This is a genomic window from Campylobacter sp. LH-2024, from assembly GCF_048270605.1.
GTDB lineage: Bacteria > Campylobacterota > Campylobacteria > Campylobacterales > Campylobacteraceae > Campylobacter_D > Campylobacter_D molothri.
Genome location: NZ_CP168139.1, coordinates 1,162,915 through 1,175,824, shown reverse-complemented (window position 1 = coordinate 1,175,824; position 12,910 = coordinate 1,162,915). Strand labels below are relative to the sequence as shown.

13 protein-coding genes and 1 pseudogene are annotated in these 12,910 nt (G+C 27.4%); 7 read left to right on the top strand and 7 right to left on the bottom strand.

What is annotated here, in order from left to right; genetic code table 11:
• Positions 1-14: 14 nt before the first annotated feature.
• The 7 genes from ACD570_RS05995 to rplI are packed head-to-tail and all read right to left on the bottom strand — an operon-like array spanning position 15 to position 6,602.
• Positions 15-1,805 (bottom strand): aminopeptidase P family protein, encoded by a 1,791-nt coding sequence (locus ACD570_RS05995; protein WP_337207666.1) that lies wholly within the window; start codon positions 1,803-1,805, stop codon positions 15-17.
• Positions 1,805-2,368 carry a hypothetical protein gene (locus ACD570_RS05990; RefSeq protein WP_337197175.1) on the bottom strand — a complete coding sequence of 188 codons (564 nt, stop codon included), beginning with the start codon at positions 2,366-2,368 and terminating at the stop codon, positions 1,805-1,807. Before ACD570_RS05990 ends, ACD570_RS05995 begins: the two co-directional genes overlap by 1 nt.
• Positions 2,361-3,437 (bottom strand): hypothetical protein, encoded by a 1,077-nt coding sequence (locus ACD570_RS05985; RefSeq protein WP_337206658.1) that lies wholly within the window; start codon positions 3,435-3,437, stop codon positions 2,361-2,363. The genes ACD570_RS05990 and ACD570_RS05985 overlap by 8 nt, the downstream gene beginning before the upstream one ends.
• Positions 3,427-4,302 (bottom strand): GTPase Era, encoded by an 876-nt coding sequence (gene era / locus ACD570_RS05980; RefSeq protein ID WP_374263049.1) that lies wholly within the window; start codon positions 4,300-4,302, stop codon positions 3,427-3,429. Before era ends, ACD570_RS05985 begins: the two co-directional genes overlap by 11 nt.
• The gene (gene hslU / locus ACD570_RS05975; protein WP_200283305.1) at positions 4,299-5,618 is read right to left on the bottom strand and encodes an ATP-dependent protease ATPase subunit HslU; all 1,320 of its coding nucleotides are present in this window, start codon (positions 5,616-5,618) and stop codon (positions 4,299-4,301) included. Before hslU ends, era begins: the two co-directional genes overlap by 4 nt.
• A complete protein-coding gene (gene hslV, locus ACD570_RS05970; protein ID WP_137624192.1) occupies positions 5,615-6,157 on the bottom strand; it encodes an ATP-dependent protease subunit HslV in 543 nt (180 codons plus the stop codon). The genes hslU and hslV overlap by 4 nt, the downstream gene beginning before the upstream one ends.
• Before the next feature lies 1 nt (position 6,158).
• Positions 6,159-6,602 (bottom strand): 50S ribosomal protein L9, encoded by a 444-nt coding sequence (rplI, locus tag ACD570_RS05965; protein WP_137624191.1) that lies wholly within the window; start codon positions 6,600-6,602, stop codon positions 6,159-6,161.
• A 147-nt stretch (positions 6,603-6,749) separates the two neighbouring features.
• Between rplI and ACD570_RS05960 the strand changes: the two genes are divergently transcribed.
• From ACD570_RS05960 to kdpA, 7 genes and pseudogenes are all read left to right on the top strand, one after another.
• Entirely contained in the window at positions 6,750-6,995 is a 246-nt protein-coding gene (locus ACD570_RS05960) for an RNA-binding S4 domain-containing protein (RefSeq protein ID WP_200283353.1), read from the top strand.
• Positions 6,992-7,396 carry a tRNA (adenosine(37)-N6)-threonylcarbamoyltransferase complex ATPase subunit type 1 TsaE gene (gene tsaE / locus ACD570_RS05955; RefSeq protein WP_200283321.1) on the top strand — a complete coding sequence of 135 codons (405 nt, stop codon included), beginning with the start codon at positions 6,992-6,994 and terminating at the stop codon, positions 7,394-7,396. Before ACD570_RS05960 ends, tsaE begins: the two co-directional genes overlap by 4 nt.
• Positions 7,393-8,121: an LPS export ABC transporter ATP-binding protein gene (lptB, locus tag ACD570_RS05950; RefSeq protein ID WP_417904219.1), complete on the top strand. Its 729-nt coding sequence runs from the start codon at positions 7,393-7,395 to the stop codon at positions 8,119-8,121. The genes tsaE and lptB overlap by 4 nt, the downstream gene beginning before the upstream one ends.
• Positions 8,121-9,371 (top strand): RNA polymerase factor sigma-54, encoded by a 1,251-nt coding sequence (locus ACD570_RS05945; RefSeq protein WP_200283327.1) that lies wholly within the window; start codon positions 8,121-8,123, stop codon positions 9,369-9,371. Before lptB ends, ACD570_RS05945 begins: the two co-directional genes overlap by 1 nt.
• Before the next feature lie 122 nt (positions 9,372-9,493).
• Complete coding sequence (locus tag ACD570_RS05940; protein WP_417904218.1) at positions 9,494-11,029, top strand: anaerobic C4-dicarboxylate transporter; 1,536 nt, start codon at positions 9,494-9,496, stop codon at positions 11,027-11,029.
• Between the two features lie 91 nt (positions 11,030-11,120).
• Positions 11,121-11,198, top strand: a pseudogene (gene kdpF, locus ACD570_RS05935) (K(+)-transporting ATPase subunit F); the annotation flags it as partial.
• Positions 11,199-11,207: 9 nt separating this feature from the next.
• Positions 11,208-12,899 carry a potassium-transporting ATPase subunit KdpA gene (gene kdpA / locus ACD570_RS05930; protein ID WP_417904217.1) on the top strand — a complete coding sequence of 564 codons (1,692 nt, stop codon included), beginning with the start codon at positions 11,208-11,210 and terminating at the stop codon, positions 12,897-12,899.
• Positions 12,900-12,910: the final 11 nt, after the last annotated feature.

The following is a 12,910-nucleotide window of genomic DNA, read 5'->3' as shown; positions in this document are numbered from 1 at the left end:
CTAATTTTATAAAATTATTTAATAGCTTTTGTTTTATTTTTTAACCATTTTAGAACTTTGGGTTCATTTTTTAATTTAATAGAAAGTTTATTATAAACTTTTTTATGATAGGTATTTAGCCATAATTTTTCGTCTTTGTTGAGTAAGGTTTTATCGATACATTTTGATTCAAAAGGACAAAGAGTTAAGGGTTTAAAGTATAAAAATTCTCCATAATCTCTATTTTTTGGATTTTTAACTTTAGTATTTAAGACTAAATTTTCAAGCCTAATACCCCATTTATCTTTTTTATATATCCCTGGTTCTATAGAGGTTAACATCCCTTCTTTGGCTTTAGTTTTTTCAAGAGCTGGAGAAAAGTAAGATAGGGTTTGCGGACCTTCATGAACATTTAAAAAATATCCCACTCCATGTCCAGTTCCATGCATATAATCAAGTTGATTTTTCCATAATGGTGCTCTTGAAATTGCATCAAGTAAAGGCATAGGAATATCTTTTGGAAAAATAGTATTAGATATGGCTATATGTGCTTTTAAAACAAGGGTATAATCATAAATTTGCTCTTTGCTTATTTGTCCTATAGGAATGACGCGAGTTATATCTGTAGTGCCATTTTCATATTGGGCTCCAGAATCTATAAGTAAAAGCCCGTTTTTCTTAATATAGGAAAAATTTTCTTTTGATGCTTTGTAATGGATACAAGCTCCATTAGCATTAAAACCCGCTATGGTTGCAAAACTATTGCTAATATAATAAGGGCTTTTTGCTCTAAATTCTGTTATCTTAAAATCAATATCAAGTTCGCTTATACATTCATTTTTTTTAATATTCTCTTCTAGCCATGTAAAAAATCTAGCTAAAGCAACTCCATCTTCTATCATAGCATTTTCTATATGCTTGATTTCTTTTTGAGTTTTGATTGATTTTAAATATGTACTAGGATTAATTTCTTCTATAATTTTTACACTTTTATGGAGATATTGAATCAGCAAGGCTGTGGTTTTCGTTGGTTCTATCAGTAGGTTTGTATTGCGAAGTTTTTGGATTTCTTGATAAATTTCATAATAATCTTTAATATAAATTCCATCTTGATTGAGTTTTTTTTCTAGCTTTGAATCAATTTTATTTTTATCAATAAAAAGTAAAATTGTTTTTTGATTGATAAATAAATAACTTAAAAATACAGGATTATACTTTATGTCATTAGCTCTTAAATTGGTAATCCAGGCGATATCATCAAGAGAAGAAATGAGATGATTTTGAGTATTTAAAATTTGCATTTTTTCTCGTATTTGACTGATTTTTTGTTGACGTGAATAACCACAATATTTTATTTTATGTTCATAAATTTTACTTATTGGTAAATTGGGACGTTCTTTCCATAAAGGTGAAATTAAATCGATGTGTTTTAGTTTTATTTGATAATTTGTTTGTAAATTTTTAAATAAATTTAAAGATAAAAGAGAAAAATCCGTTCCTAAGATTTCATTTTTTTTAAGATTTTTTTTTAACCAATTTAAAAAAGTATTTGTATTATTTTGTTTTTGAAGCTCTATAAAAGTTCCTTTTAGTTCTCTTTCAGCTTGTAACCAATATCTTCCATCTGTCCATAAAAGAGCTTTTTCATGGGTAATAATTAAAGTTCCAGCTGATCCTTTAAAACCACTGATGAAAGTTTTATTTTGATAAAAATCTGGAAGATATTCATTTAAATGAGGATCTGAACTTAAAATTAAATAAGCATTTAAATGATGTTTTTTCATCAAATCTCTAAGTTGTGCAATTCTTTTTTGGTATAAATTCATCAAATTTCCTTATTAATATGTATTGTTGATATTTCAAGATTTAATTCTAATTTTAAACTTCTTAAATTTTGCATTTCAATAGTATTAATTTGGTAATAAAAATTTGAATTTTCTAAATCTTTTATAAAAGATAATAAAGCATTAAAATTTCCATAAGTTTTAATAAAAAAATCATAGCGATTGATATTGTTTTTTTGAATTTTTGTTTGAGTGATATTTTCTATTTCAATTTTATTATTTGAAGCAAGTGTTTGGATATTTTTTAAATATTGATCATATTTTTTTTGAAATAAACTTAAATATTGTTCATAGATAAGTGTTTTATTTTGAATTTGCTGTAATTTTTGATTTAATATTTGTAATTTTTGTTCTAAATTTTGATTAATAGATTGTTCTTTTTTAATATCAATATCATGAATGAAAATATTATGATTAAAAAAGGAATTTATAAATAAAGATTCGACTTTAAAAGCTAGAAAAATAGCCAATAATACTATAATTATAGCAATAAGAAATTTTTCTCTTAAGTTTAAATTTTCTAAAACAAATTCTAATTTATCCATGAGTTAACTCTAAAATAATTTGATATAGTGCATCATTTTTAGATATAAGTTTAAATTCAGTTTTTAAATTTTTAAGAGCATTAAGATAATTTTCTTGATTGTTAAATTGTATGATAATATTATAATCTTTTAGCTTTAAGCTAGAAATTCCTAAAGAATTTTGATTAAGCCAAATAAAGATATTTTTTAAAATTAAAGTCCTATTTTTATTTGGCTTGAAATTTTTTATAATTTCATCGAGTTGATTAAAATTTTGATCAAGAAGTGCTTTTTTGTCATAAAGAGTTAAATTTAAATCTTTAAGTTTTCTTTCTAAAACTATATTTTTTTCTTTTTCTAATTTATAAAGCTTATCTTGGGAGTTTTTATTTTGAGTTTGTAAGCTTTTATTTGCTTGGTAATTTAAAAAATTATTAAAAATTAAAATTCCACTCATGCTCAAAAAGCTCAGTAAAAATAAAAAAAATAATTTTAAATAATAAGGAAAATTTTTCTTACTTGTTTTAATAAAATTTGCATTTTTATCTAAGATTGACATACTTAATTGTGCAAGTTTATTTTCATTTTGTTCTAAAATTTTACAAGCAATGGCTTTATTTTTTAATTCTTTTATTAAATCATTATTCTCAAAACTGATCAAAATTTCACTTTCATAATATTGCAAAAGCTCTAATATATGATTTTTTTCTAAAAATGATTCTAAATTTTTCTCATATTTAAATTTTTTAAAAGCTTTAAATTTATCTTGCTCATAAAAACATAAATATACTTCATCTAAATAAAGTTCTAAAAAACAAAAATTATTTTCCTGAATCAAATTATTTTTAAATAAAGACTTAAAAATAAAAGCTTTAGGAAAGCAAGCGAAACATTTAGGTAAATTTTTAACTTTGCTTAGAAAACAATGATAAATTTCATCTTGTTTTAAAAAAGCTATTTGATACTCAAAAGGATTTTTTATATCGCACTCTTTAATAACTTTTTCAAAAAGTATATCTTCTTCAAATTTTCCATTTTTTTGAATATAAATGAGTTTTTCAAAACTTAAAATTTCAATTTTATTCTTCATAATTTAACATTTTTTTTAAAAAGTCTTCATCTTTTTGCCAATTCTTTTTCACCACAATGTATAACTTCAAAAGAACTTTATTTTGAGCCAATCGAGTAATTTTCATCCTAGCATCTTTACCTATACGATTAAGCGTTGCTCCATTTTTTCCTATAAGCATAGCTTTATGGGAATTTGTATCTGTGATTATTTGTGCTTCGATGATAATAAGCTTTGTTTTTTCTTTAATTTTGTTGATTATAACTTCAGTGCAATAGGGCAATTCTTGACTCAAATTTTCATAAATACTTTCAAGTATGAAATCTCTATAGATTTCTTTTTGACTACTTGGAGTTAAAAATTCAGGGTCGTAAAAATATTCATGCTCATCTAAATATTTTACAATTTCATCAAGTAATATTTTTTTGTAACTCTTTTTTTTACAAGAATAAGGAATAATAGCCTTAAAATGCTCGCTAAATTTAGCATAGTCATTAAGCTTTTTTAAAAGGATATCATTATGAGTTAAATCTACTTTATTTAAAATAATAATATGCGGCACTTTTGGCTTTAAAGCTAAAAATTCTTCATAATTTTTTAAATCATCAAATACGCTTGCTACAAATAAAATTAAATCACAATCTCCCATGGATTTTATAGCGCTTTCAATTAGCATTTGATTTAAAGTTGCTTTGCTTTGATGTAGCCCAGGAGTATCAATAAAAATAATTTGATCCTCTTTATGCATTACTATAGCTTTGATTTTTCGTCTAGTAGCATTTTGTTTGTGAGAAACTAAGGTAATTTTTTCTTCAAGCAAGGAATTAACCAAAGCACTTTTTCCAGCATTGGTTCTTCCTATAATGCTAACAAAGCCACTTTTCACAAAATATACCTAGCTAAATCTTTATTTTCTATAATATCTCCAAGTTTTTCTTCAACCATTTTTTTGTCAACTGTAAATTTTTTACCCGCATATTCATCGGCTTCAAAGCTCAAATCTTCAAGAAGTTTTTCTATTACAGTATGCAAACGTCTAGCACCTATATCTTGCATTTCTTCATTTGCCTTAGAGGCTATTCTTGCAATTTCTTTTATCGCTTCATCATCAAATTCAAGTTCTAATTGTTCTGTTTTCAACAGCTCGGTATATTGTTTTAAAAGTGAATTTTTTGGACGGGTTAAAATTTCATAAAGAGCTTTATCGTCTAAACTATCAAGTTCAACTCTTAAAGGAAAACGTCCTTGTAATTCTGGAATCAAATCACTTGGCTTGCTTAAATGAAAAGCCCCTGCGGCAATAAAAAGTATATGATCAGTTTTTAAAGTCCCGATTTTGGTTTGAACACTAGAACCTTCAACAATTGGTAATAAATCTCTTTGTACCCCTTCTTTGCTCGGATCTTGTCGATTTGAATTTCCACTTGAAACAGCTATTTTATCAATTTCATCTATAAAAATAATACCTTCATTTTCTGCTCTTTTTAAGGCTTCACTTTTGATACTTTCTTGATCTAAAATTTTATCTCCAGCTTCGTTTCTTAAAGCATTTTTGGCATCTTTAATTTTCATTTCTTTTTTGACTTTTTTACTGCCTACGCCAATAACCTTAACAATATCTTGCATTGCTCCCATTTCAGGCGGTAAATTAGGATTGGTATCAAACATACTTTGAGATATTTCTATTTCTATATTGCTTTCATCTAGATCACCATTTCTAAGTTTGGTTCTCATTTTTTCAAGACTATTTTTATATTCTTCTTGTTTTTCATCACTAATACCCTTTGGTAAAGGCGGTAAGAGTTTTTCTAAAATTTTATTTTCGATAAATTCATCGATTTTATCTTTGTTTTTTTCCTTTTGTTCATTTTTGACTAAATTTAAAGCCGCATTAGCTAAATCTCTAACCATACTTTCTACATCTCGTCCCACAAAACCAACTTCTGTATATTTACTAGCTTCAATTTTTATAAAAGGAAAGCCCATCATTTTTGCAAGTCTTCTTGCAATTTCTGTTTTACCAACTCCAGTTGATCCTATCATTAAAATATTTTTTGGCATAATATCATCTTGAAGTTCTGGGCTTAGTTGCATTCTTCTATAGCGATTTCTTAAAGCTATAGCGATAATTTTTTTAGCTTTTTTTTGACCGATAACGTAATCATCTAAAAATTTGACTATTTCTTTTGGAGTTAAGTTCATTTTTCATCCTCTATCACATAGGTTTTTATATTTGTATTAGTATAAATGCAAATTTCTCCTGCAATTTGTAAGCTTGATTTAACCAGCTCTTCTTCATCTAAAGAAGCATGTTTTGCCAATGCTCTTGCAGCTGAAAGCGCATAATTTCCACCGCTTCCAATTGCTGCAATTTCTCCATCTTCTGGTTCAACTACATCGCCAGTTCCCGAAAGCAAAAAAATATGATTTCTATCAAGCACTAGCATCATAGCTTCAAGTTTTCTCAAGTACTTATCTTTTCTCCATTCCTTAGAAAAATCTATTGCAGCCTTTAAGAGATCTCCTTTAGAGCTTTGTAATAAATTTTCAAACATATCAAAAAGATTAAAAGCATCTGCTGTACTTCCTGCAAAACCTGCCAAAACTTTACCATTATTAAGTTTTCTAATTTTAACTGCATTGCCTTTTAAAACAGTATTTCCAAAGCTAACTTGTCCATCTCCTCCAATTACGGATTTGTTTTTGCCTTTATAGGCTAAAATTGTAGTTGCATGAAACATATTATTCTGCCTTTATATCAATTTTAAAATTTGCATGGATTGCATGACCTAGTTTTACGCTAATTTCATGAATTCCAATACTTTTTAAAGTATCACATTCTAAGCTTTTTTTATCAAGTTCTATATTTTTTTGTTCTTTAAGTGCGTGAGCAATTTCATCTTTTGTAACTCCACCAAATAAATTACCATTAGCTCCAACAGGTTTAAAAATTTCAAGAGTTATTTTACTAAGTTCTTCTTTTAGTTTTTCCAAATTTGCAATTTCAAAGCGTAAATTTTCAGCTTCTTTTTTCTTATCACTTTCATATTTTCTTAAAACTTCAGTGGTAGCAGCTTTAGCTAGTCCTTTTCCGATTAAAAAATTTTGCCCATATCCATCTTTGACTTCTTTAACTTCTCCAGCTTTTCCAAGTCCTTTAACATCTTTGATCAATAATACTTTCATTGAAAATCCTTTTTTAAGTTTTAACTTAATTTTTGCCTTATTGTATCTAAATTTTTATTAAAAGAAAGGTTTTAAATGAAATTTAATTGCCTTAATACAAGCAAAATATGTTCCAAAATTTGTTTTTTTTTGCTAAAATTCATTCCTATGAGAGTGGATAAATTTTTAAATGTGGTTAATATCACTAAAAGGCGAGCAATTTCTGAAGATATGTGTAAAAGCGGGGTGGTTAAAATTAATGATAAAGTTGCTAAAGCGAGTAAGGAAGTAAAAATAGGAGATATCATTAGTTTACATTTTATGCAATACACTCAAGAATATAAGGTTTTAGCTATACCCTCTACCAAAAGTATTCCTAAAAATACTCAAAATCAATATGTGGAAAAATTATGAAAGAAATTGTTTTATCCAAAGAAGAAATAGATCAAATTTTTTCTTATTTGCCTTGTAAAGGAGTGGTTTTATTACAAGGAGATTTAGCTAGTGGTAAAACTAGTTTGGTTCAAGCTTGGGTTAAATTTTTAAATTTAAGTGATCAAGTAACTTCTCCAACTTTTTCTATTATGCAAAAATATCAAAATGAAAATATTTGCATATATCATTATGATATTTATCAAGAAGGATTAGAAGGGCTTTTGAAAAATGGATTATTTGATAATTTATTTGAGGAAGGTTTGCATTTGGTAGAATGGGGAGATGAACAGCTAAAAGAAAAATTATTTCAATTTGGAATTTTATCAACGGTTGTTAAAATTAGTGTTGAAAAGAATAAAAGAAAGTATGAAATTTTATGAGTAAGCTACAAATAATCAACTTAGAAAAAATCATAAAAAAAACAAAAATAATACAAGATGTATCATTAGAATTAAATAGTGGTGAAGTTGTTGGACTTTTAGGGCCAAATGGAGCAGGAAAAACTACTACTTTTTATATGATATGTGGTTTAATTACTCCAAGCAATGGAAAAGTTTTGCTTGATGGCGTGGATATCACTAAAGAGCCATTAAATAAACGCGCTAGAAAAGGAATTGGATATTTGCCGCAAGAAAGTAGCATTTTTAAAGATTTAAGCGTTGAGGATAATTTACTTTTAGCGGCACAAATTTTTTATAAAGATAAAAAAGTTTTAAATGAAAAAGTGGAGCAAATGCTTGAACTTTTAAGTATAGAACCGATTCGATTAAGAAAAGGTTTGAGTTTAAGTGGAGGAGAAAGAAGGCGTTGTGAACTAGCAAGAAATTTGATGTGTGAGCCTAAATTTTTACTTCTTGATGAACCATTTGCTGGAGTTGATCCTATTGCGGTTTCTGAAATTCAAACTTTAATTAAAGAGCTTAAAAAATTAAATATTGGAATTTTAATAACTGATCACAATGTACGCGAGACTTTGGCAATTTGTGATAGAGCTTATGTAATCCGTTCTGGATCTTTATTAGCAAGTGGAAATGCTGAAGAAATTGCAAACAATAAAGATGTAAAAAAATACTATTTAGGAGCGGAGTTTAAGCTCCTAGATTAATGTTAAAACAAAAAGTTACTCAGGGCGCAAAAACAAAAATTTCTCAGACTCTACGCTCTTGGCTTCCTATTTTACAAGCCAATATAGAAGATTTAAAAGAAAATTTGGACAAATTTGCAGAAGAAAATCCTTTTTTAAATGTTCAAGATGCGATTAAAACTTCTGAAAAGGGAAAGAATTATTTTGATTCTTTTTATAAAAACAATACAAATTCAGCCATGGTTGAAAGCATGGGTATTGGTAAAAAAAGCGTTTATGAGCTTTTAAGTGAACAGATTATTCCTCCACTTTTTCCTACAAAAAAATCTCAAAATATTGCAAATAAAATCATTGAATGTCTTAACCATGAAGGATATTTTGAATATGATCAAGAAGTTATGCAAAATATCGATGAAAAGGATCTTGAAAATATTAGGATGCGCTTTAGATTTTTAGATCCAATAGGTGTAGGTGCTAAAGACTATAAAGAAGCTTTTTTATTTGCTCTAGAAAATGAAAGTATAGATGAAGAGCTTTATGATTTTTGTAAATTGCTTATATTGGATTTTGAAAATATTCAAAACTATACAAAAGAAAAATTATACACCCAAGCAATTTCTGTCATAAAAAAATTTAGTATTCCGCCTTTTTTGGAATATTTTGAAGATTCTCAAACTATTATTCCAGATATATTTATTTTTCGTGAAAATGATGAGATTAAAGTAAAAATTAATGATGAATATTATCCTGAAATTTCTATTGAAACAGATGGAATTGATCATGAATATTTAACTCATTATATTAAAGAAGCTAAGAATTTAGTAGATGCTTTAGCTATGAGAAAAGCAACTTTGTATAAAATAGGATTAATGATAGTAGAACATCAATATGATTTTTTTGTAGGCAAAGATATCAAGCCTATGACCTTAAAAGATATTGCTGAAGATTTAGATCGTAATGCTTCTACGGTTTCAAGAGCGATTGCAAATAAATATTTAAGTTGCGAAAGAGGATTGATTCCCTTAAAAGATTTTTTTGCTTTTGCTCTTGATGAAGAAGGAGAAACTTCTAATGCGAGTGTGAAAGATTTTATTGCAAATTTAGTCAAAAATGAAAATCGCTTAAAACCTTTAAGCGATAGTAAAATTTTAAAACTTATACAAGATGAATTTAAGATTGATATTGGGCGTAGAACAGTTACTAAGTACCGAAAACATCTTAATATTGCAAGTTCTACAGATAGAAAAAAACTTTATGAACTTGAAGGATAAAAATTTAATCTGCTAAATTTTAATATTTAATTTTTATTTAAATTATTTAATAAATGTTATCTTTTCTTTTTAAATTATGATACAATGAAATTACAATTTTTATAATTTAAAAAGGATCTAAAATGGATTTTTTTACAAATCTTAGTGAAGGATGGCAATTTTTTATTCAAATAATAGTAATACTTATTTGTCTTTTTTATGGTGCTAAAAAGGGTGGTATAGCTCTTGGATTGCTAGGCGGCATAGGCATTTTGATGTTGGTTTTTGTTTTTCATGTCCAGCCTGGAAAACCTGCGATTGATGTGATGCTTACTATTTTAGCTGTAGTTGTTGCTAGTGCAACTTTGCAAGCAAGTGGCGGTTTAGATGTTATGCTTCAAATTGCTGAAAAAATTTTAAGAAAAAATCCTAAATTTTTAACTATTTTAGCTCCTTTTGTTACTTGTTTTCTAACAATGCTTTGTGGAACAGGGCATGTGGTATATACTATAATGCCTATAATTTATGATATTGCTATTAAAAATGGTATTCGCCCAGAACGTCCCATGGCAGCAGCTTCTATTTCTTCACAAATGGGAATCATAGCAAGTCCTGTTTCTGTAGCAGTTGTAAGTTTAACAGCTTTGCTTTTAAATACCTCTCATAAATTAGTTGGTTTTGATGGTTATATTAATTTGCTTCAAATCACCATACCCAGCACTTTTATAGGCGTTTTATGTGTGGGAATCTTTTCTTGGTTTAGAGGTAAGAATTTAGATAAAGATGAAATTTTTAAAGAAAAATTGAAAGATTTAGAATTTAAAAAATATGTTTATGGAGAATCTAAAACGCTTTTGGGTGTTAAACTGGCAAAAAGCAATTGGGTTGCAATGTGGATTTTTATCATTGCAATTTTTTTAGTAGCTGCTATTGGAATTTTTGATAATTTAAAACCAAATTGGGGTCAAAAAATGATGTATCAAGCACATATTAATAATACAATAGAATGGACTTTAAGTGGAAAAGATAAAGTTATAATTGATCTTAAACAATTAACTTCTAATATAAAAGATCAATCAAATGTAGTTACGGCTATTGCACAAAAAGATAAACTTGGAAATCCAAGTTATAATTATATTTCTATGGTATCAATCATTCAAATGTTTATGCTTTTAGCAGGTGCTTTGATAATTATTTTCACAAAAACAGATGTAAAAAAGATAAGTTCTAATGAAATTTTTAAATCTGGCATGGTGGCTCTTGTGGCAGTTTTTGGAATTTCTTGGATGGCTGATACGATGTTTGGGGTTCATACTCCCATGATGAAAACTTTATTTGGAAATATAGTTAAAGAACATCCTTGGACTTATGCTTTAATGTTGCTTTTAATTTCCAAATTTGTCAATTCTCAAGCAGCAGCTATTTCCGCTTTTGTTCCTTTGTCTTTAAGTATTGGTGTTGAGCCAGGCGTAATTATAGCTTTTGCAGCTGCTTGTTATGGATATTATATTTTGCCAACTTATCCAAGTGATTTAGCTACTATACAATTTGATCGATCAGGAACAACTCATATTGGTAAATTTGTAATCAATCATAGTTTTATTTTGCCTGGACTTATTGGTGTAATTACTTCTTGTATAGCGGGTTATTTTATAGCAATGATGGCGGGATACCTTTAGTTCAAAAATGATAAAGCAAATTATAAGGCTAGCAAGGATAGAATTAAAACCCTTTATTGTAAAGTAATTTTTATTAATTAGGATTTTATAAATGATTTTTTTATTAATTTTGAGTTTGATGCTTGCTTGTTATCTTTTTTATGCGCTTTTATATCCTGAAAAATTCTAAAGGAAGAATATGTTAGAAATTATAATAGTGCTTCTGATATCTTTTGGTTTATCTTTAATTTTTGGACGTTATTTATATAAAATCGCTAATTTTAAAAAAACTATTTTTGATTTTATTTTTAATCCTATAGATGCTTTAATTTATAAAATTTGTGCTATTGATAGAAAAAATATGACTTGGAAACAGTATTCTTTGCATTTGTGTATTTTTAATTTTTTAGTAGCTATTTTTTCTTTTATTATTTTTTTGTTTCAAGATAATTTTTTTTTAAATCCTAATTCCATCAAATCTATGTCTTTAGATCTGAGTTTAAATACTGCTATTAGTTTTATTACTAATACTAATTTACAGCATTATATTGGAGAAAATGCTTTAAGTTTATTTTCTCAAAGTACAGGAATTTTACTTGCTATGTTTGTTTCTGGCGTAAGTGGATATTGTGCTTGTATAGCTTTTTGTAGAGCATTTTGTGGTATGCAAATGGGAAATTATTATGAAGATTTTACTCGTATAATGACGCGCTTGATACTTCCTTTAAGTTTTATTATTTCTTTAATTTTCATTTCACAAGGTGTAGTGCAAAATTATTATCCAAATTTTCATCTTATAACTTTAGAAAATAAAATTCAAACTATAGCTACAGGTCCTGTTGCTGCTATTGAGTCAATCAAACACTTAGGAACTAATGGTGGAGGATTTTTTGGAGCCAACTCAAGCATGCCTTTTGAAAATCCCAATGCCTTGACTAATCTTATACAAATTTTATCTATGATGCTTATTCCAAGTTCTTGTGTTGTAGTTTTTGGCTTGATGGTTCATTATAAAAAAGAAAAGCAAGGTTTTGTTTTAATGGGAAAGCAAGGCGGTGTTATTTTCGGAGCTATGAGTATTATTTTCTTAATTTCTTTAGTTATTATCCATCATAGTGAAACTATCCCAAATCCTAATTTATCTTCTTTAGAGCTTAATCAAACTTTGGGTAATTTAGAGGGTAAAGAATTAAGATTTGGAGTTAATTCATCTAGTCTATTTAGTGCTACTACAACTGCTTTTACAACGGGAAGTATTAACAATATGCACGATAGTTTAAATCCTTTAAGTGTAGGAGTTGCTATGCTTAATATGATGCTTAATGTTGCTTTTGGTGGCGATGGTGTTGGGCTTATGAATATGATGATTTATGTTATTTTATGCGTATTTATTTGTGCTTTAATGATAGGAAGAACTCCAGAATTTTTAGGAAAAAAAATAGAAAGTAAGCAAATGAAACTTATTGCCTTGGCTATTTTGATACATCCTTTATTAATTCTTGTTTTAAGCGCATTTGGAGTAATTTTCGCAAAAGACAGTATTTCAAATCCTAACTTTCATGGTTTAGCTCAAATTTTATATGAATTTACATCTGCAACCGCAAATAATGGATCTGGACTCGAGGGACTTAAAGATAATGATTTATTTTGGAATTTAAGTACAGCTTTTGCTATGTTTTGTGGACGTTATCTTATATTAATCATACAATTAGCAATTGCAGGATCGTTTTTAAAGCAAAAAACTCAAGAAGGTAGCACAAATACCTTAAAAACAGATAGTTTGACTTTTATGTTTGTTTTAATTTGTATAGTTTATATTTTTACAGCATTAACCTTTTTTCCGGTGCTAACGCTTTCTAGTGTGGCTGAATATTTATCTTTGTGGTATTAAATAAGGAGTGC

Excerpts from the sequence above, each read along its gene's own strand:
- rplI (WP_137624191.1), bottom strand. The coding sequence starts at position 6,602 with ATGAAAGTATTATTGATCAAAGATGTTAAAGGACTTGGAAAAGCTGGA.
- hslU (WP_200283305.1), bottom strand. The coding sequence starts at position 5,618 with ATGAACTTAACTCCAAAAGAAATAGTCAAATTTTTAGATGATTACGTT.
- kdpA (WP_417904217.1), top strand. The coding sequence starts at position 11,208 with ATGTTAGAAATTATAATAGTGCTTCTGATATCTTTTGGTTTATCTTTA.
- tsaE (WP_200283321.1), top strand. The coding sequence starts at position 6,992 with ATGAAAGAAATTGTTTTATCCAAAGAAGAAATAGATCAAATTTTTTCT.
- ACD570_RS05995 (WP_337207666.1), bottom strand. The coding sequence starts at position 1,805 with ATGAATTTATACCAAAAAAGAATTGCACAACTTAGAGATTTGATGAAA.
- ACD570_RS05985 (WP_337206658.1), bottom strand. The coding sequence starts at position 3,437 with ATGAAGAATAAAATTGAAATTTTAAGTTTTGAAAAACTCATTTATATT.
- ACD570_RS05940 (WP_417904218.1), top strand. The coding sequence starts at position 9,494 with ATGGATTTTTTTACAAATCTTAGTGAAGGATGGCAATTTTTTATTCAA.
- lptB (WP_417904219.1), top strand. The coding sequence starts at position 7,393 with ATGAGTAAGCTACAAATAATCAACTTAGAAAAAATCATAAAAAAAACA.
- ACD570_RS05960 (WP_200283353.1), top strand. The coding sequence starts at position 6,750 with ATGAGAGTGGATAAATTTTTAAATGTGGTTAATATCACTAAAAGGCGA.
- ACD570_RS05990 (WP_337197175.1), bottom strand. The coding sequence starts at position 2,368 with ATGGATAAATTAGAATTTGTTTTAGAAAATTTAAACTTAAGAGAAAAA.
- ACD570_RS05945 (WP_200283327.1), top strand. The coding sequence starts at position 8,121 with ATGTTAAAACAAAAAGTTACTCAGGGCGCAAAAACAAAAATTTCTCAG.
- hslV (WP_137624192.1), bottom strand. The coding sequence starts at position 6,157 with ATGTTTCATGCAACTACAATTTTAGCCTATAAAGGCAAAAACAAATCC.